Genomic DNA, 17078 nt, shown 5'->3' on the forward strand with positions numbered 1-17078 from the left:
TATTAAACGAGGTTTGCAGTCGAAACACAAAGGAGTTATCGTATATTTAGAGTGAGATAAACTCACACAAAAATTACTAAGGCATGACAAATGTACTCACATCTTCCGCCACTTAACTCACTACGAGCATTTGAGTCTGCAGCAAGACTCATGAGTTTTACGCTTGCTAGCAAGGAATTATTTGTTACCCATGGCGCTATTAGTAAACAGGTAAAAATATTAGAAGAGTATGTTGGCTTGCCTCTTTTTATTCGCCAACACCGCAGTCTAAGGCTCACTGATGAGGGCGAAATGTACTTTGTCAGCATTCAATCGGCGCTACAAACAATAAATAGCGCTAGCGCTGATTTGATGATTCAGCCATTACAGGCGCAGACACTGGCGATAAATGTACTGCCAAGCTTAACCATCAGCTGGCTTATTCCTAGAATGGAGCAGTTTAAATCACGCTTTCCGCATCTTTATGTTGATCTCTCCATTGGCGATTTCGATGTTGATTTCAGTAGTGCTAAGTACGACATTGCGGTTCGCAGCGCTACAAGTGCACCGAAAGGTGCCAATGTGATGAAGTTGATGGATGAGGATCTTTGCCTTGTTTGTTCACCAGAAATGAGTCTGCAACTATCCTCTTTGGAAGCAATCAATCAAATGACGCTGCTCAAACACACAACTCGGCCCGATCTTTGGAATGTCTGGGCTGAAGATGTTGGCATAAAACTCACCACCGAAAACAAGTTTGGCGTAGAGCATTTTTATATGCTGAGCCAAGCTGCAGCCAGTGGTATGGGAGTGGCACTCATTCCGCGTTTCTTTATTGAAGATGAACTCGCGAGCGGTAAACTGGTGATCCCCTTTGACGCAAAATTTACCAGCCCATACAGTTATTACTTATTAACGCCAAAATCAAGTAACCTATCATTGAAGGTACAATCATTTATTGATTGGTTACTGGAAATCTTTCAACCCTATCGTAATTGATAAAGCGGCTTTAATTAAGGACTGTTAACCCTCATCTACTTCAACATAATAATTGAAGTAGAATGAGAGGATAGCTAGATCTAAAACTCCTCTTCAACTAAATCGAACAACTCTAAATAGTTCATTCCAGGTTGAATACTTATTTCAAATCGCAACACCTTTTGGCATACATCGTAGAGCGCTTCTCCGAACCATTCTCGATCAAATGCATCAAGTGCTTGTATGATCCCTGCTTGCCCTAAATCACCCTTTAGATTGCCTGGAGTCAATGCATCAATAAAGCTAGCGACCAGACCATAAAGATCCTTCTCAGCCGGCCCCTCAACATCCCAAAGTGTAGGATCAGCATATTGACTTGCGTAGTGACTTGCAGCGATATCTAAACCTATTCCAAAATTGACCAAAATTGCCTTATTTGGGTTACAGATAATATTTTTAGGACAGATGGCGCCGTGGTAGATATCCATTTGATGCATATACTGCAAACCAGTAATTAACTGGGTAAACCACATTATTGGTTGACCCAGTTCAATATCGGTAAGCTCATCAATTGAAACCCCATATTCCCAAGCTCTCGCAATAAACAGTTCTTCACTTTGTGGCAATTGCCCAAAACTAAGCACTTTCTCTATATGAGGGTGGTACACTTTTGCCAAGCTTCGGTAGATATTACTCAACATTGGCCAAGTCGCTTCTACACTGCTGTATATTGACACACCACATTGATATTGGCCTTGCAGGTGCTTTGCACGCCAAAACTGACTCGTATTAGTGGCGGCGATAAACTGTTTTAGCTCAAAATGGTGGTCAATTATCGCCCCTTTAGTAATATCAATTTTCTCAGGAACCGTGTCACATACTCCTTGATCAATCAAGGCTGACAGATCACACCGCAACGCATCTAAATCTGTTGTTTCTCCCGCTACAGCGGCTCTGTACCATTGGTAAACTCTAGGCTGCTTTGTTTGTTCTGCTAGCGCTAGGAAACCTTGTGCGTAAGCTTTAATATCGCTACTCACACTCAATGTGTCCTTAATATCGATAAACTCGACGTCACCCATGTCAGTCACAAATACACAATTACTCGTCCAGCCGCTGACTGTAAATCCGCGGCGATGGATCTGTTGCAACCCGGACACACTTCGGCGTAGGATCTCCAGTAATTGATAAGTGGTCATCTGCTCAGACTCAAGTACATTGAGCGGTACACCACGAGGCATACGAATAGGTAGCACTAATTGCTCACCATCTTGTATTAATGGCGCACAATACGGTACACCACTGCAGCCTGATAATGCTTGTAAACGTTGGAATTCGCTTCTTAACTGAGCTTCATGTGTTTCTGATTGGCTTCGCTCTTCAAACTGAGTCGGGATCAATACTTTCAACAGCCAAGGTGCCGTCCATTCACCTGGGTTATACTCGGCTTGCCATACTTCTAAGCCGCTTTGAATAAACAAACATTTTAGTTTGGTAAAATCTTGAATTTTGTTATTTCGCTGCTCAACAATTGCCACTTGGCCAATTGTTTCAAGTACCAACTCTTTCTGGGTATCGGTAACTTGGTGTTTCCTCGGTGCAGTCAGCCCCCACTCTTTAGTAAGCGCTGCAACTATCTGCTTTGGCGTGTAGATACTTAATGAGCCTTGATGCTTTTCGAGTTCAATCTCTTCGCCCTTTCGCCCAGTAATAAATACCATACCTTGGCACCAAGGAGCATAAACGCCGACAGGGATTTTGTGCTTGACGTTACCCGCTAAGACACGCGCTACATAGTTGGCTTTAGCTAAACTATTATCAACTTCACGTCCATCAAGAGACCATGCATGCAATCCTGCATCTAATCGTCCTATATAACCTTTAACATCGACGACATAAACGCCCCACTCACCAATGACGAGTGCATCAACTTCCATTGCTTGACCCGATTTAGTCGGGATCTCAACATTGGTCAATAAGATATAGTCTTCAGGAAGCTCGTCGGCCAACAGGGAGAATGCCCAACGTTCGGCATCGTTCACCGGTGTTCCAAAACTAATCATTCTTGCCATTCTTATCTCCTTCAGTGGCAATTATATTATCTTCAACATTCTCAACGTCTGGGCACAAAAAAGCCACTTATTTAAGTGGCCTTTTTTAAAACTAACACCTTACGCTTAATTTATGCGCAATTTAGTGTTTGCAGTCATCGCTGCATTCGTGGTCATCTTCAGCGAACTCATCGTCGCCCTCTTGATGCTGCATAACGCCCCAGCCATCAGTGATACCACCAAACTCTTGTGCAAACTCATGCAGGCTAAGCTCTTGCTCTACTATCGTATCGTACTCAGGGATCATATTCAGACATACGATCAATTCCCACTTACCAGAGTCATCATTTAATAGAAGCTCGATCTCGCCTTCTAAGTCTGACTTTCCTAACTCTTCAATCGCAGATTCGGCATCACGTTGATCTTCAAACACCAAGAAAAAATCAACATCGAGTGCTACGGATAGATCGATACCAGCATCGGCCATCGCTGCAAGCATTTTGCCGTTGTCATCATCTGGAAACTGCATATAAACCTCGTTTGATTGTTAAGCTTCGGCAATAATCTGCACAGATTCACCGTTAAAGCTAACCACTTCACCAGCAATCACTTTTTTACGTTTTCGGGTTTCAACTTCACCGTTAACAGTAACCATACCTTCAGAAATAACATGCTTGGCTTCTCCGCCACCGCCTATCATTCCCTGTACTTTAAGTACTTTGTATAATTCTATGTATTCTTCGCCTGACTTTAATGTCAGCGTTGGAGTATCTGAACTCACTGTAATTCGCCTTAAAATAACTAAACTGACAGCATTATAACACTGTATTGGCAATCGACCTGAAAGCTTTTGTTGTGATTACACTCTTTCTGCGACGAGCAACCCATATAGTCGTTCATCTAGCCATGTATCACCGACTTTCCAGTTTTGCCTTAGTAAGCCTTCTTGAATAAAGCCACACTTATCAAGTACCTTGGTCGAAGCAATATTGTCGTTTGCACAATGAGCGATCAGTTTATGTGGCCTATGCGCTAGGCATACCCAATCAACCAATGCCTTGAGTGCTTCACTAGCATAACCTTGCCCATGGGCCTCAGTATGCAACATATAACCAACTTCTAATTGCCCTAAAGCCTCGCTGATATTATGTAAGCTAATAAAACCTACAAATAAGTGTCGATGAACATCCTCTATCAGCAGCAATAATGTATCGTCTTCTTCCAATTTATTCGGTTGAATAATACGCTCGAACTTTTGCCGTATAACCGATTCAGATTGAGGTTTTCGCACATACTTATTCAACTCTTCACTTGAATGAGTATAGAGAAAGTTATCCCAGTCACTGCAGACAACACTCCTTAGTCTAAGTCTATCGGTATATAGTTCGAGCATACATTGTCCTACTTAACCACAAACAATTGTGGTTAGCCTCTGCTTGTTACTTCTAATAAATGGTAACCAAACTGAGTCTTAACAGGACCTTGAACTTCATTCAAAGGCGCGCTAAACACAACTTCGTCGAACTCTTTAACCATCATACCTGGGCCAAATGAACCTAGATCGCCACCTTGAGCTGAAGATGGGCAAGAAGAATTCGCTTTCGCTACATCAGCAAAATCAGCACCAGCTATAATCTGTTGCTTTAGCTCTTCACATTTTTCTTCTGTTTCTACGAGTAAGTGTCTTGCGGTTGCTTGTACCATGGGGTAACTCCTAATGATTATAAACCTGTCAGTCAATACTTATGTATTTTTGACGAATTTTAGAAAATAAAAACCCAGCTAGTATATTGATAAAAGCTGGGTTTAAAAAGTATTTATATTACCTGTTGCTCGAGCAGCAAAAGTTCATTTACTGTTGAGATGCAATCCATTCATTAACTTTCAGTTCCATCACTTCCATTGGCAGTGAACCTGAAGTCAGTATTTGATCATGAAATGCCTTCAGATCGAACTTATCACCTAAGGCTTCTTCCGCTTGTGCTCTTAGAGAGAGGATCTTAAGCTGACCAACCTTATAAGATAATGCTTGACCAGGAATTGCCATGTAACGTTCTACTTCGGCAATGATGTCAGACTCAGCCATAGGTGAGTTATCCATCATGTACTGAATAGCCTGTTCTCGCGTCCAGCCCTTGGCATGTAAACCTGTATCAACAACGAGTCGCATCGCACGGAGCATCTCATCTGACAATTTACCAAAGTACTGATATGGATCTTCAAAAAGTCCCATTTCAATGCCTAGATACTCAGCGTAGAGTGCCCAACCCTCTTCAAAAGCAGTATAGCCACCAAAACGCTGGAACTCAGGTACGCCGGTTAGCTCTTGCTTAATCGCTATCTGGAAGTGATGTCCTGGTGCAGCTTCGTGTAATGACAGAGTCGTCATCCCCCACTTTGGCTGCGCTTTTAGGTTATAGGTATTGATATAGAAAACACCAGGACGCGATCCATCAACAGCCGGAGACTCGTAAGATGCACCCGCAGCAGACTTCTCTCTGAAGCTTTCAACTGGTTTAACAACATAATCGGCCTTTGGCATGACGTTAAAATATTTAGGTAATTCAACATTTATCTTATCTTTTAACGCCATATAGCCATCTACAAGCCCTTGACGGTCGTCAAAGAAATACTGTGGCTCAGAAGAAAGCGATGCAAAGAAAGCGGTCAAATCGCCTTTAAAGCCAACCTGCTGACGCACCTTATCCATCTCTGATAGTATTCTGGCAACCTCTTCGAGACCTATTTTATGGATCTCATCGACAGGCATTGTAGTTGTAGTATGAGTATTGGCTAAATGTTGATACCAGACTTTGCCATTAGGCAGGCCCCACCAACCGTCACTCGCGCGCGCTGACTTGAGATACGTATTCTGGAAATAATCTCTCAACGCCGTCATTTCTGGGATCAGCTTGTCAGCAACAAGCGCTGTATATTCGGCCGTTAGCGCTGCTTTATCTTCAGCAGAGAACGAATCTGGCATCATGCTGATAGGTGTATAAAATAAACTATCTTCTGGCTTAGCAACTAACTGAGCAGTCAGCTGTGGGATAATGCGATCGACTAGCACTCGCGGTAACACAACTTTGCTCTCAATCCCTTCATTCATACGCACTTGTGCTTGCTTCATCCACTCGATAAAACCAAGCAGACGCTTTTCCCAATTCCGATAATCTTCCACCGTTTTAAATGGTTGTGCGCTTTCGGCGCTGCCTAACTGAACCATGCTAATCACAGTGCTATAAAACTGGTTCATCGGCATAAAGTGATTCGGGAATGTCTCATCAGCTAAGGCGACATTACGATCATAAGTAAACATGTCATAACTGAGCCTAAGATCTTCAGGTAACTGACTGCGATCTAACTTTTTAACTTCAGCCAAGTAGCGCTTATTTAAATTGTGACGCTTAGTAAGGTACTCATCAGACAAACCATCACCGAATTGGTCGTTAAAATCATTTACGCCAACAAAAGTTGCATAAATGGGCTCTAGTTCTAGCTGCTTTTTGAAAAAATTATCGACTAATAATAGATACTCTTGCGCAACAGTCTGCTCTTGGCTGGCGACTGGATTCTTAACTGTATCTACTTCATTTAATTGGCTGTTTGATTTTTCACCACAACCTGTCATAGCAAGTGCCATACCTATGGACAATGCGACTATCGCCTTTTTCATTCCAAATCTTCCTTTTATTCAATGTAAGTGAGCGATCTTTTCTATACTTAACCATAAGTCGTATAGGAGTGACTCATGATTTACTCTTTTAGTAATTCTGGTTTTAGAGATCCTGAAACTGGCGTGTATAACCAAACCTATTTCATGGAAGTATTCAATCGTGAATGGCATCGCCATATACGCGATCACCAAAGTCTGGCCTTATTGTATCTATGCCCGCACATTCATGAAACTATTTCCCAACCTCAATTGTTAGAATTATTCATGAAGCAGGTTCAACAGGCGTTAATGCGCACCACAGATCTGCTCGCTAGGATAAATAATCAATCATTTGCACTAGCTATTTTCGAAACAGATATTAATGGTGCTAAGGTGGTTATTGACCGCGTAGAACATAAAATAGCCGACTTCAATAAAACCTATCAAAGCCAAGCGCATACGGAAATATCCTATGAACTAAATGGTTGCATCTGTCTGCCTTCAGCCAATAAATACCCAGAAACACTCTTTGAAACAGTCGAACAGCAAAGCCTCAGCATGCGTGATAATCACTCTAGAGCAGGCCAACTGATTAAACTTTGAGTCTTGCACTCCGCTTCGATAAGTACATATAAGCGGTGTTTTCTTCAGGTTTATTTATTACAGAAATAAAAAAAGCCTCTATAAAGAGGCTTTTTTTCACTCGTTAAAGTTAAAGCGTTACGTTATGAACACGTGCTTTTTCTTTAATGTAAGAGATATAACTTTTAGCTGCACGACCTGTTTTCTTGTCGTTTGCCGCAAGCTTGGCATACTTGTATGCGCTCTTATACTGCTTCAAGTTAAGGTAAGCAAGTGCGAGTTCAAACTGAACTTCACCAGGGCTCTTAACGCCAGCATCAAGTGCTTTCTTAAGTGCTGTAATTGCAGATTTGCTTTTTCCATCCAAAGACAAAATACGTCCTTGGCGAAGGTAAAGCTTACCGTCATTATCTATAGCAGCAGCTTTACCGTAAGTCGCAGCAGCCTCTTTCAGCTCCTTCGCGTTATGGTAAAAACCAGCCAAGATGGTCAGCGTTTTCTCATCTTCTTTAACTAAACCTGACTTCATATGCTTAGCATAGATTTGAGCTGCACGGTATGGCGAACCATTCTGTGCTAACAACTGGGTTAAACGTTGAATGTTACCCGCTGTTTCCAAAAATCCATTCTTATAAGCCAAGTCATAAGTCGCTAACGACTTAGTGAAGTCTTCCGTCATCAGATAGAACTGAGCAAGTTGAACCCAAAGGCGTTTATCGTCTTGGAACAACGGCACCATGGTCTCTAGTACTTTAACGGCTTGCTTATAGTTCTTTTTGTTGAAATAAGCAGTCAGCTTCATCTGGTATAAACCTTTATCAGGTTTTTCAGAAATAGCTAGACCTTTATCTGCAACTTTAAGAACGTCATCCCACTGCTTTTGCTCAGAGTGCGCGATACCTATACGACGATAGACTTGTGCGTCTTCCTTACAGGTAAACTCCATCCAGTTGTAATAAGCTGGAATTGATTCCTTAAACTTCTTCTCTTGAATCAAGAGATCAGCATAAAGCCTCAGAGTGCCTGCATGGTCAACACCACCTAAAATATCGGCATCAACAGCTGTTTTTAGATACTTAACAGCGGTTTTCATCTGACCTTTTTCAGCGTAAAAGTTACCAAGCATTCTTGCTACATAGGCTTTATCAAAATCATTTTTAGCGTTTGCTTCTAGCAGAATAGCAAGTGCTTCATCAAGATTGCCTTCTGTATAAGCGTCAAATGATTTCTGAACTTTTTTAGCTACACTTTGACCTACAGCTTTAGATTTACGCTTTTCTATCGGGCATTTCTCTGCAGCAGATACTGCAGGCACGATAGCAAGGCTTCCGCCTAAGCTAAGCAATAAGGCGGCTGCGATAGTATTAACTTTACGCATAACTATCTTCCTCCTTTATCTAAAGTAAAATCAAGTTGGACAGTCTGACCTGGTACCCTTTGCGCTTTACCATCAATAATTCTAGGCTTGTATTTCCACTTTTTAAGTGCTCTACGAGCTTCTTTATCAAAGATACGCTTAGGTTGAGCTTTAATGACTTTTACGTCTTCAACACCACCCAGTTCGTTAATAGTAAAGCTTAGCTGTACCCAGCCTTCTTTACCATCACGGGCTGCTGCAATTGGATACTGAGGTTCGATTCGTACGATAGGCGTAGCATCGCCATCTCGTGTCATCATATTACCCAGTTTAAATCCAGTGTTAGCACCACCAGCGTCTACTCCACCCATGTTAAATGACATATTTGTATCTATGTCAGATGAACTATCTGGTGGCGTAGTATCCGGCTTTGGCGGCTGCTCTGGGGGCGTAGGCGGTTTAGGCTTAACCCTTGGCTTTTTCTGCGCTGATGCATCATCTTTGTTCATGGTGATTTCAATGACAGGTGTTTCTGTCGAGGAATCGTGGCGGGTTGGACCGCCACCTACCAAAAATGCCATGAAGACAAACAAAGCAAAAGTCACAGCACCACCAATAATGAATGATACTATTCCTCTCAGCATATTATTCGTTCCCCGCCGATACAGATATCTTATCGATACCCGCAGCTTTAACGTTATCTAAGACCTTAACCACTAAACCATGTTTAGCTTCTTGGTCTGCTTGAATTAATACTGCAGCCTCAGGTGCTTCTGCAAGCATACGTTCTACGTTTGCAGTTACACGCTCGATATCAACTTGACGGTTTTCCATCATGATGACACCTGTCTTGCTCACACCAATAAAGATGTTAGCAGAAGGCTTCTTAGTCGCTTGTGACGCTTCAGGCTTGTTATAGTCAAGGCCTGATGGCTTTACAAACGAGGTTGTTACAATAAAGAAGATCAGCATGATAAACACGATGTCGAGCATCGGTGTCATATCAATCTCAGCTTCTTCGTCTACGCTTGAATGCTTTCTACGTGCCATGTTCAATCTCTCTCTAGTGGTGAGGCATGCTGTCTTTTAGCTTTGCTAAACTGATTTTCATTTTTGCATCAAGGCGAGTACTAAAGAATACTCCCGATAATGCTGCAACCATTCCCGCCATTGTCGGCATGGTCGCCATTGAAATACCAGCTGCCATCATACGAGCATTACTCGTCCCATGAACTGCCATCACATCGAATACTGAAATCATACCGGTTACAGTACCTAGTAGACCTATCATAGGACAGATTGCTACTAGTGTTTTGATTAACAGCATACGTGCGGTTAAATCTTGCTTCGCTTGGGATACCCAAGCTTCACGGATGCGGTGAGCATACCAAGAGGTTGAATCCTCTCGTGCTTCCCATGCGCTAATGATTGCTTTGTGCTCTTTTGGTGATATCCAATTTAGATACCAGTAGCGTTCAAGCATCAATACCCACATGACAAACAATACAGCCGCAACCAGCCAGAGGACGTCGCCCCCGGAGGCCATGAAGCCCCTGACGGAATCCCAGATATCCATCAGGAATAACATTAGGCTTTCCTCTTCTCAGCGTGTGAAGCAACAATACCCGCACTTTGCTCTTCTAGAACTTGTACGATTGACTTGCTACGTGCGATAACAACTGCATGCATAAGCATAAGTGGTAGAGCAGCAACTAGACCTTGTACCGTTGTCATAAGCGCCATAGAGATACCACCAGCCATTAGCTTAGGATCACCCGTACCGAACAACTGAATGCTTTGGAAGGTTGCAATCATACCGGTTACAGTACCTAGTAGACCCATCATAGGAGCGATAGCCGCAAGTACCTTAATGATAGAGATACGAGTTTCAAGCGCTGGCGTTTCTTTTAGAATTGCTTCGTCAAGTTTCAGCTCTAGCGTTTCAACATCAACATCTTTGTTGTCTTGGTAAGCTTTAAGTACACGACCTAATGCGTTGTTACCAGGGTTATCAACATTCTTACGTTGTGCATTCACTTTAGCGCCAACAACACCAAGAGTAATTAAACGCTCGATAGAAATTAGAGCACCAAGGATAAGTAGACCAATAATGATGTAACCGATTGTTCCGCCCGCTTCGATACGCTCTTCAATAGTCGCTTTCTGCGTAAAGATATTTAGTAGAACACCTTTTACAGGGTCAATGTAAAGCTTAGCAGTGCCTGAAGTCGTTGCTTCGAACTTAGCGACAGGGCTTACTTGGTAACCGTCAGGCTGCTGTGATAGCTCTTGAACTAGACCTAGGTCAGCGTTATAAACAACGTACTTACCATCTGCAAGCAGGTTGAAAGGACCAACACGAGTAATTGTTGTGTTAGTAACACTACCGTCGATGCCAGTTACTGAACCGTCAAACTTAACAACTTTTCCAGATTCAGCCATTTCAAACAGCTGCTCTTCCCAGAAACGCTCTAGTTCGTCAATTTTAGGTAGTTGCTTACGAGCACCAAGGTCAGCAATAAATACGTCACGACCAGGGTACTGTGCAGAGATGTTTGAACCGCCTAGCTTACCAGCGAAATCACCTGCATCACCTTTAACAACACCAAACATCTCACCCAAGTCACCTTGAGCTGTTTTCAAGTCTTCTTCTAACTGGCCAATTTTACGCTCATTGTCCAAGAAAGCTTGGTTTAAGTCTTTACCGCGTTGACGCTCTGCAGCTAAAGCATTTTTCTCACGCTTTAACAGTGCAGCTTTATCGCCACGCTCGTTTTTGAACTCTTGCTCACGCTTTGCGTTAGTCTTAGATGCATTCGCACGGTCAACTTTAACTTGATTAAGTAGTTGATCGATTGTTTTTGGTGCATCAGCAGCGCTAGCAAAACCTGCAGTTAATGTCAGGCTCGCAGCAACGATTGCTGTAGTAATTAACTTCTTCATTATTGTGCAGCCTCCGCAGCAGGAATTGGTAACGAGAATAGATCCGGAGCACCCTGTTTACGTGCAATTCGGATACCTTTAGTTAGTTCACGTAGATAGCTATCATCTAATGCGTCCCAACCTTTTGTTTCATCGTTATACATCCAAGCAGCCTTTCCGTCTAAGCTTTGTGCATATAGAGCAACACGACCAAGGTTGAAGAAGTCAACAAGTACTTCTTTACCATCAAGCTCTAGCTGACCGGTTTTAACTGCTACGAAACTGCCGTATTCACGCTCAATTGAGTATGCATCTAGAATTAGACGATACTTTTCAGCAAGTGTAACTTCAGCGCTATTAAGAAGGTTCTTAAGGTTTTGAACACGCTCTACACGTGTTTCAGTGTTAAATGGCAGATCAAGAGCGACAAACTGCTCTAATGCATCAACCATCTTAAACATCAATGGCACAACGCCTTGACGTAATGCATCAACACCGTTGATGTCATCTTGAATAGATTTCATGGTAGCTTCTTGGTCTGCAACCAAGCCTGCTACGTAATCGTTATAAGATTTTAGTGACTCACGCTCGTCAGCAACTGAACCATACTCGAACAACATGTCCTGAGCTTGGTCAAAATACTTATCAACTTTCTTCTGAGACGTTGCCGCTTCAGCGTGAATTTTACTGTCTGCTTTCTGAACATCAGAAAGAGGATCGGCAATCACTAAGTTACTGCCTGCTAGGGCTAGTGCGCCTATTAGCGCTGTAGCGATTTTTGTTTTATTGCTTACCTTGGACATAGTTCCCAACCAATTTGAAGTGATTAAAAAAGCTTTAACTTATCGACAACAGGGTGCGTACGCTTATTTTGCTTTAGTTCCCAGTGCCTAAGCTCGTCTTTCTATTGTGATTGTTAATTATTATCTTCCCTTTTCTACACCTTCGAGGATGTAGACCCGCTGGCATCATTTCACAAAATGTTGACCTGTGTCAACATTTGGAATCACCTATAACTGTCTAAAAAGGGGCTTACAGGATACAAAACATGCAAAAGGGGCATTTTTAAACAACTATGCAAAACAACACTGTAGAAGATTGGTACAAACCGAATTAAAAAAATAAACTTAACTATTGATATTACTGGTTTTATTAAAATCCACCAAGACCAAGAAAGTTTAACATTTCATTAACCTAACATTCGTAAGTTAGCAAATTTTTTAGCAGGACATTCAGATAATCGTCCCCAAACAGCACGGCACCTCACCTATTCCATCATGTATTTTTGGGAATATGCTTTTATTGCTAAGTGTTTCTAATAATTTGTTTACAGGGTGCAACGGCACTGAATGGAGGGAAGTCCAGCTAATAAAACAAAATAATTTGTAGTAGTAAAATGCGAGGAGATATGAAGTGTATATTGTAGTTAAAAGCGAAGAGGGTAAATTGCCCATTTAAAACAAATAAACAGAGTGTATCGTTAAAATAGGCATGTATTTAAAAAGAAAAGACTAACTACCAACTGTACCGCCAGTCTTTTGCATTCTTTGCAAAGAACGTTCTGCAGATTCTTTATCTTTCTCTATTTGCTCAATAGTCCTACAGACTTTAGTTTTTCTATTTGTTCCGGTCCTAGCCATCATTTCACACCTTACTCCAGCATCGACGGTGGAACCTTCATCACTCTGAGTTTTAAACATATCTTGCGAAGACTCGCATCCGCTTAAAACAAAGACGAATAATATAATTATTTTTCGCATGTAAACTCCCTCTTAATTAGGCAACCCACCTTCCCTAGGAATTGTGTAACCTGTTCTTTGCTTACGATTAAGTGAAGAATAAGCTTCTTTTTCGTCCTTCTTAATCTGCTCCACTGTTCTACATACTTTCATTTTTCTATTGGAACCCGTTCTCGCCATCATTTCACAGCGTATGCCGGAATCAACGATTTGCCCCTCTTCATTTTGATTCTTAAACATATCTTGAGAGGACTCACATCCAATGAGTAAAAGTGATAAGAACATTACTGTATATCTCATAAACCGCTCCTTGGTCTAAAATAAAAAAGGGCGCAAATGCGCCCTTATATTTGGTTCAACTTTAGAATCGAATACCTGCACGTACATAGATAGTACGTCCGATAACATCATAAGTAGAAACGTCAGTGTTGGCACCAAATGCTGAGTAAACAAATGGTGGTTGCTCATCAAATAAGTTATCAACACCAGCTGTTAGCACTAAGTGCTCAGAAACGTTGTAGTTAGTTTGGAAATCTACAACAATATTTGAGTCAACATCTCTTTCAAATGGATCTGTCCACCAGCCTGCTTCAGTTTCGGTTACACCGCTAATATAACGAGTAATTAGAGATGTATCAAAATCAGAAATTGACCAATTAATGGTAAAGTTAGTCTTTAACTCTGCAAACATACCATCATGATTTCCTTCGAAACGGCCCACATGATCAATCACTGAACCGTCTGCAAGGAACTTATCATATTCAAGCAAGTATGTACCGTCTAAACCTAGACCCCAATCACCAAATCCTGACTCAAATGTATAACGAAGGTCGTAATCGATACCAGAAGTATTAATACCACCAACGTTAACTGTGTAGTTATCAACTGTTATAATACCACCAGCTGCCGCGCTATCAGCACCGAAACGAGTAATCGAGTCACAGTATTCAGCTGATTCAAAACAACCATCTAAACGAGTCTGAGTACCTACAGTAGAAATTGCGTTTTCTAGCTCAATTTTCCAGTAGTCAACACTCATCGAGAAGTTTTCAATGAAGTCAGGGTTAAATACAACACCAGCAGTAAATACATCAGCAGTTTCTGGTGTCAAATCTTGTGTGCCACCCCAGTTGTCTGAACCACCGCCATTAGTTGGGATCTGCTCTACGCCACCTGAATCGTATCCATTTGCAGGCACGCCAGTTGCAGTACAGTTAGCCCAATTTGGAGACGCTTTTATTGCAGCGTATTCAGCATCGGTATAGAAATTACCATCACATGGGTCGATCGCTTCAGGGAAACCGACTGATGCTCCACCATATAGATCTGAAGTCGTAGGCGCTCGGAAAGCTTCCGACAAAGTAGCACGAACCATTAGTGATTCTACTGGCATCCATTTCACACCCAGCTTACCACTAGTATTTGTACCAAATGTGCTGTAATCCGAGTAACGAATTGCCGCTTCAAAGTCTAGCAAGTGAGCCATAGGAGCTTCAGATAAAATTGGAACAATTAATTCACCAAAGAATTCTTGTACGTCATATCCGCCACTTGTACCAACCGCAGAACCTGCAGTAGTAATACCTTGAAGAATCAGAGAGTCAGGCGTATATGAACCAGATTCAGTTCTGCTTTCCCAACCTGCTGCGAAACCTACTGAGCCAGCAGGTAAGTCAAATAAATCACCAGAAATAATTGCCGAAAGTACTTCTTGCTTATTTTGACCTGTTTCTGTTGTGTTGTAATCACCAGAAATATATTGCAGCATTTCAGGCGAGATTTCATCCGCAGAACCTGGAGTTCCAAAGATGTTTAATGGAACACATCCGTCAATAGCGGCACCTTCATCATTTAGACAAACAAGCTGTGAACCACTAGCATCGACAATAGCATCGCCATTACCATCAACAATTAAGTTTCCGTTCGCATCTAACCAGCCCGTAGGTCCAACTGCTTCAGCTACACGATCTAGGTTGAAGTAACCAGCAGCTTTTTCAACTGAGTCACTTTGGCCCCAAACGTATGAAAGTTCCCAATCCCAGCCATTGTTGAGTGCACCGTTAAATCCAACTGCTGTACGGAATGTTTTGTAATCTCGTTCATTCGCACGACCACCAGTTTCAAGCATACGTCGACGCCAGTCATCTATGACATATGCATCACCGTTTGAATCTTTTGGTCCCATTTTTTGGTTGTAGTAGTTATTTGGTGAGTAAGGAGCTGGTGAACCAAAGAAGATAAGTGGTGCTAATGGCTCAGGAGCAATAAGTCTATTACCCGTTGTCTGCACATAACTTGCTTCAGCAAAAGAATTAACTTCACCTAAGAAACCAAATTCACCTAATGTGTAGTTTGCAAACATTGACGCATAACGACGCTTGCTCGGTGTTTGAAGGTAGTTTACAGGGTTGTAGTTATATGAATCTGTACTACCATCATACGCTCTCCAATCACCATATTCAGGACCACGAGTAACTCGGCCGTCTGCAGTGTTAGCGTTTACCCATGGCGGTGCTGAAGAACCACCTTCCTGAGTTGTACCATCTTCATAAGCACGTAATTCAAACTCAGAGAAGTCTCGGTCGCCCATAAACGCGTCGCCCTGGTCGCTATAACCTAAAGCAACAACAACGTTACCTCTATCATTAGCAGCGCCAAATGTAACATCGATACCCTTAGTTACAGCATCACCTTTATCACTACCACCATAATTTAGTTTTGCCTCGAAACCTTCAAAATCGTCTTTAGTAATAATGTTTACAACACCAGCAATAGCGTCAGAACCATAGGTTGCTGATGCGCCATCTTTTAGAATTTCTACACGCTTAACAATAGCGGTTGGAATGGTGTTCAAATCGACAGATGAGTTTGCACCGCCGCCGCCCGCAACAACACGACGACCATTGATCAATACGAGTGTGCGTTCTGAACCAATACCGCGTAGAGAGAATCGAGTACTTGAATCGCCACCGTTGTTGGTTTGAGTATTGGTCGCGGCACCAGCAGATGAAGTAAGGTTTTGCAGAAGATCACCGACGTTATTAACACTCATCTTTTCGATTGATGCTGCGTCAATAGTCGTTACAGGGTTTGCGCCCTCCATATCAGTTCTTTTAATACGTGAACCAGTTACTTCAATACGTTCTACTGTACTTTCTTCAGCCGCTAATACTGCTGGAGCAGTAAAAGCTGCGGTCATAGCACCACTAACTAATGCGAGGCGCACTGAGTTAGCAAGTAAGTTATTCTTATACATTGTAAATCTCCCTGGACTTTCTTTTTTATTTTATGAGGCGGACAACGTGGTTAACAAAATGTTACACAAACACCACCTACAGCCAAATAAAAACATATTAGAAACATATTTACAACAAACGTATGACTAGACAGAGATAATCATGAGTTACTTTTAGGATCGCTATTGAATGGTATAAGTAATTAGAATCGGAGGTACTGTGATATCGGAACAGGAGTAAAGCGCCGAAGTAACTGAGTTTGAGGAATAGACTGAAACTAAAAAATTACTTTAGCAAAAGTACAATCAAACTCTGATAACGTTAAGTTATTGTAAAAAAATAAGATGTAACAAGTAAAAGTGAATAATGAATAACTGTTAAATCTTGTTTATGGTAATTAATACTGACGAGTAAAGTGGCAAAGTTGAGTAACTTTTTCAGCCCAAATATTGAAACTCTTCGATGAGGCCACACTCTTTGTTATTACCAAAAATTATGCCGAACATAGAGAAATAGAGGTTCTATTGTAAAGTCTTCATTACAACAGAATCTTCATCACGAACGCTCAAACTATTCACG

General features: G+C 41.8%; 17 protein-coding genes. 2 read left to right on the plus strand and 15 right to left on the minus strand.

The features are described from left to right. The first annotated feature begins 90 nt into the window (after positions 1 to 90). The gene (locus L2730_RS05360) at positions 91 to 978 is read left to right on the plus strand and encodes a LysR substrate-binding domain-containing protein (protein ID WP_248973656.1); all 888 of its coding nucleotides are present in this window, start codon (positions 91 to 93) and stop codon (positions 976 to 978) included. 80 nt (positions 979 to 1058) lie between these two features. Here L2730_RS05360 and L2730_RS05365 read toward each other — a convergent pair whose 3' ends face one another. The 6 genes from L2730_RS05365 to L2730_RS05390 form a co-directional block, all read right to left on the minus strand. Further along, a complete protein-coding gene (locus tag L2730_RS05365; RefSeq protein WP_248973657.1) occupies positions 1059 to 3029 on the minus strand; it encodes an NERD domain-containing protein kinase family protein in 1971 nt (656 codons plus the stop codon). 121 nt (positions 3030 to 3150) lie between these two features. Beyond that, positions 3151 to 3537, minus strand: a complete 387-nt coding sequence (locus L2730_RS05370; RefSeq protein WP_248973658.1) for a ribonuclease E inhibitor RraB — start codon at positions 3535 to 3537, stop codon at positions 3151 to 3153. A gap of 18 nt (positions 3538 to 3555) precedes the next feature. After that, positions 3556 to 3789, minus strand: a complete 234-nt coding sequence (locus tag L2730_RS05375) for an RNA-binding S4 domain-containing protein (RefSeq protein ID WP_248973659.1) — start codon at positions 3787 to 3789, stop codon at positions 3556 to 3558. Between the two features lie 78 nt (positions 3790 to 3867). Continuing rightward, a complete protein-coding gene (locus L2730_RS05380; RefSeq protein WP_248973660.1) occupies positions 3868 to 4401 on the minus strand; it encodes a GNAT family N-acetyltransferase in 534 nt (177 codons plus the stop codon). A 32-nt stretch (positions 4402 to 4433) separates the two neighbouring features. Continuing rightward, positions 4434 to 4712 (minus strand): peptidylprolyl isomerase, encoded by a 279-nt coding sequence (locus L2730_RS05385; RefSeq protein WP_020913259.1) that lies wholly within the window; start codon positions 4710 to 4712, stop codon positions 4434 to 4436. A 148-nt stretch (positions 4713 to 4860) separates the two neighbouring features. Next, positions 4861 to 6639 (minus strand): DUF885 domain-containing protein, encoded by a 1779-nt coding sequence (locus L2730_RS05390; RefSeq protein ID WP_428848439.1) that lies wholly within the window; start codon positions 6637 to 6639, stop codon positions 4861 to 4863. A 120-nt stretch (positions 6640 to 6759) separates the two neighbouring features. Here L2730_RS05390 and L2730_RS05395 point away from each other — a divergent pair, with 120 nt between their 5' ends. Beyond that, the gene (locus L2730_RS05395) at positions 6760 to 7266 is read left to right on the plus strand and encodes a diguanylate cyclase domain-containing protein (RefSeq protein WP_248973662.1); all 507 of its coding nucleotides are present in this window, start codon (positions 6760 to 6762) and stop codon (positions 7264 to 7266) included. Positions 7267 to 7375: 109 nt separating this feature from the next. On the opposite strand, the gene L2730_RS05400 is transcribed toward L2730_RS05395, so the two are convergent. The 9 genes from L2730_RS05400 to L2730_RS05440 form a co-directional block, all read right to left on the minus strand. Continuing rightward, positions 7376 to 8623 carry a tetratricopeptide repeat protein gene (locus L2730_RS05400; RefSeq protein ID WP_248973663.1) on the minus strand — a complete coding sequence of 416 codons (1248 nt, stop codon included), beginning with the start codon at positions 8621 to 8623 and terminating at the stop codon, positions 7376 to 7378. 2 nt (positions 8624 to 8625) lie between these two features. Further along, positions 8626 to 9246: an energy transducer TonB gene (locus tag L2730_RS05405; protein ID WP_020913263.1), complete on the minus strand. Its 621-nt coding sequence runs from the start codon at positions 9244 to 9246 to the stop codon at positions 8626 to 8628. Position 9247: 1 nt separating this feature from the next. After that, positions 9248 to 9652, minus strand: a complete 405-nt coding sequence (locus L2730_RS05410) for an ExbD/TolR family protein (RefSeq protein WP_020913264.1) — start codon at positions 9650 to 9652, stop codon at positions 9248 to 9250. 13 nt (positions 9653 to 9665) lie between these two features. Beyond that, positions 9666 to 10190 (minus strand): MotA/TolQ/ExbB proton channel family protein, encoded by a 525-nt coding sequence (locus tag L2730_RS05415; protein ID WP_044555952.1) that lies wholly within the window; start codon positions 10188 to 10190, stop codon positions 9666 to 9668. Continuing rightward, positions 10190 to 11545: a MotA/TolQ/ExbB proton channel family protein gene (locus L2730_RS05420; RefSeq protein ID WP_248973664.1), complete on the minus strand. Its 1356-nt coding sequence runs from the start codon at positions 11543 to 11545 to the stop codon at positions 10190 to 10192. Before L2730_RS05420 ends, L2730_RS05415 begins: the two co-directional genes overlap by 1 nt. Next, positions 11545 to 12327 carry a DUF3450 domain-containing protein gene (locus L2730_RS05425; protein ID WP_044555953.1) on the minus strand — a complete coding sequence of 261 codons (783 nt, stop codon included), beginning with the start codon at positions 12325 to 12327 and terminating at the stop codon, positions 11545 to 11547. The genes L2730_RS05420 and L2730_RS05425 overlap by 1 nt, the downstream gene beginning before the upstream one ends. Before the next feature lie 708 nt (positions 12328 to 13035). Beyond that, entirely contained in the window at positions 13036 to 13284 is a 249-nt protein-coding gene (locus tag L2730_RS05430; RefSeq protein ID WP_248973665.1) for a hypothetical protein, read from the minus strand. A gap of 12 nt (positions 13285 to 13296) precedes the next feature. Next, on the minus strand, positions 13297 to 13563 hold the full coding sequence (locus L2730_RS05435; protein WP_248973666.1) for a hypothetical protein: 267 nt from the start codon (positions 13561 to 13563) through the stop codon (positions 13297 to 13299). Between the two features lie 61 nt (positions 13564 to 13624). Beyond that, positions 13625 to 16519, minus strand: a complete 2895-nt coding sequence (locus L2730_RS05440) for a TonB-dependent receptor domain-containing protein (RefSeq protein WP_248973667.1) — start codon at positions 16517 to 16519, stop codon at positions 13625 to 13627. Positions 16520 to 17078: the final 559 nt, after the last annotated feature.

Origin of the sequence: Shewanella kaireitica, from assembly GCF_023284045.1 — a bacterium.
Taxonomy (GTDB): domain Bacteria; phylum Pseudomonadota; class Gammaproteobacteria; order Enterobacterales; family Shewanellaceae; genus Shewanella; species Shewanella kaireitica.

What these genes read in the sequence shown, in the direction of transcription:
- L2730_RS05415 (WP_044555952.1), bottom strand. Translation starts at nt 10,190, where the DNA reads ATGTTATTCCTGATGGATATCTGGGATTCCGTCAGGGGCTTCATGGCC.
- L2730_RS05440 (WP_248973667.1), bottom strand. Translation starts at nt 16,519, where the DNA reads ATGTATAAGAATAACTTACTTGCTAACTCAGTGCGCCTCGCATTAGTT.
- L2730_RS05380 (WP_248973660.1), bottom strand. Translation starts at nt 4,401, where the DNA reads ATGCTCGAACTATATACCGATAGACTTAGACTAAGGAGTGTTGTCTGC.
- L2730_RS05400 (WP_248973663.1), bottom strand. Translation starts at nt 8,623, where the DNA reads ATGCGTAAAGTTAATACTATCGCAGCCGCCTTATTGCTTAGCTTAGGC.
- L2730_RS05425 (WP_044555953.1), bottom strand. Translation starts at nt 12,327, where the DNA reads ATGTCCAAGGTAAGCAATAAAACAAAAATCGCTACAGCGCTAATAGGC.
- L2730_RS05410 (WP_020913264.1), bottom strand. Translation starts at nt 9,652, where the DNA reads ATGGCACGTAGAAAGCATTCAAGCGTAGACGAAGAAGCTGAGATTGAT.
- L2730_RS05370 (WP_248973658.1), bottom strand. Translation starts at nt 3,537, where the DNA reads ATGCAGTTTCCAGATGATGACAACGGCAAAATGCTTGCAGCGATGGCC.
- L2730_RS05420 (WP_248973664.1), bottom strand. Translation starts at nt 11,545, where the DNA reads ATGAAGAAGTTAATTACTACAGCAATCGTTGCTGCGAGCCTGACATTA.
- L2730_RS05365 (WP_248973657.1), bottom strand. Translation starts at nt 3,029, where the DNA reads ATGGCAAGAATGATTAGTTTTGGAACACCGGTGAACGATGCCGAACGT.
- L2730_RS05395 (WP_248973662.1), top strand. Translation starts at nt 6,760, where the DNA reads ATGATTTACTCTTTTAGTAATTCTGGTTTTAGAGATCCTGAAACTGGC.
- L2730_RS05430 (WP_248973665.1), bottom strand. Translation starts at nt 13,284, where the DNA reads ATGCGAAAAATAATTATATTATTCGTCTTTGTTTTAAGCGGATGCGAG.
- L2730_RS05385 (WP_020913259.1), bottom strand. Translation starts at nt 4,712, where the DNA reads ATGGTACAAGCAACCGCAAGACACTTACTCGTAGAAACAGAAGAAAAA.
- L2730_RS05435 (WP_248973666.1), bottom strand. Translation starts at nt 13,563, where the DNA reads ATGAGATATACAGTAATGTTCTTATCACTTTTACTCATTGGATGTGAG.
- L2730_RS05360 (WP_248973656.1), top strand. Translation starts at nt 91, where the DNA reads ATGTACTCACATCTTCCGCCACTTAACTCACTACGAGCATTTGAGTCT.
- L2730_RS05390 (WP_428848439.1), bottom strand. Translation starts at nt 6,639, where the DNA reads ATGACAGGTTGTGGTGAAAAATCAAACAGCCAATTAAATGAAGTAGAT.
- L2730_RS05405 (WP_020913263.1), bottom strand. Translation starts at nt 9,246, where the DNA reads ATGCTGAGAGGAATAGTATCATTCATTATTGGTGGTGCTGTGACTTTT.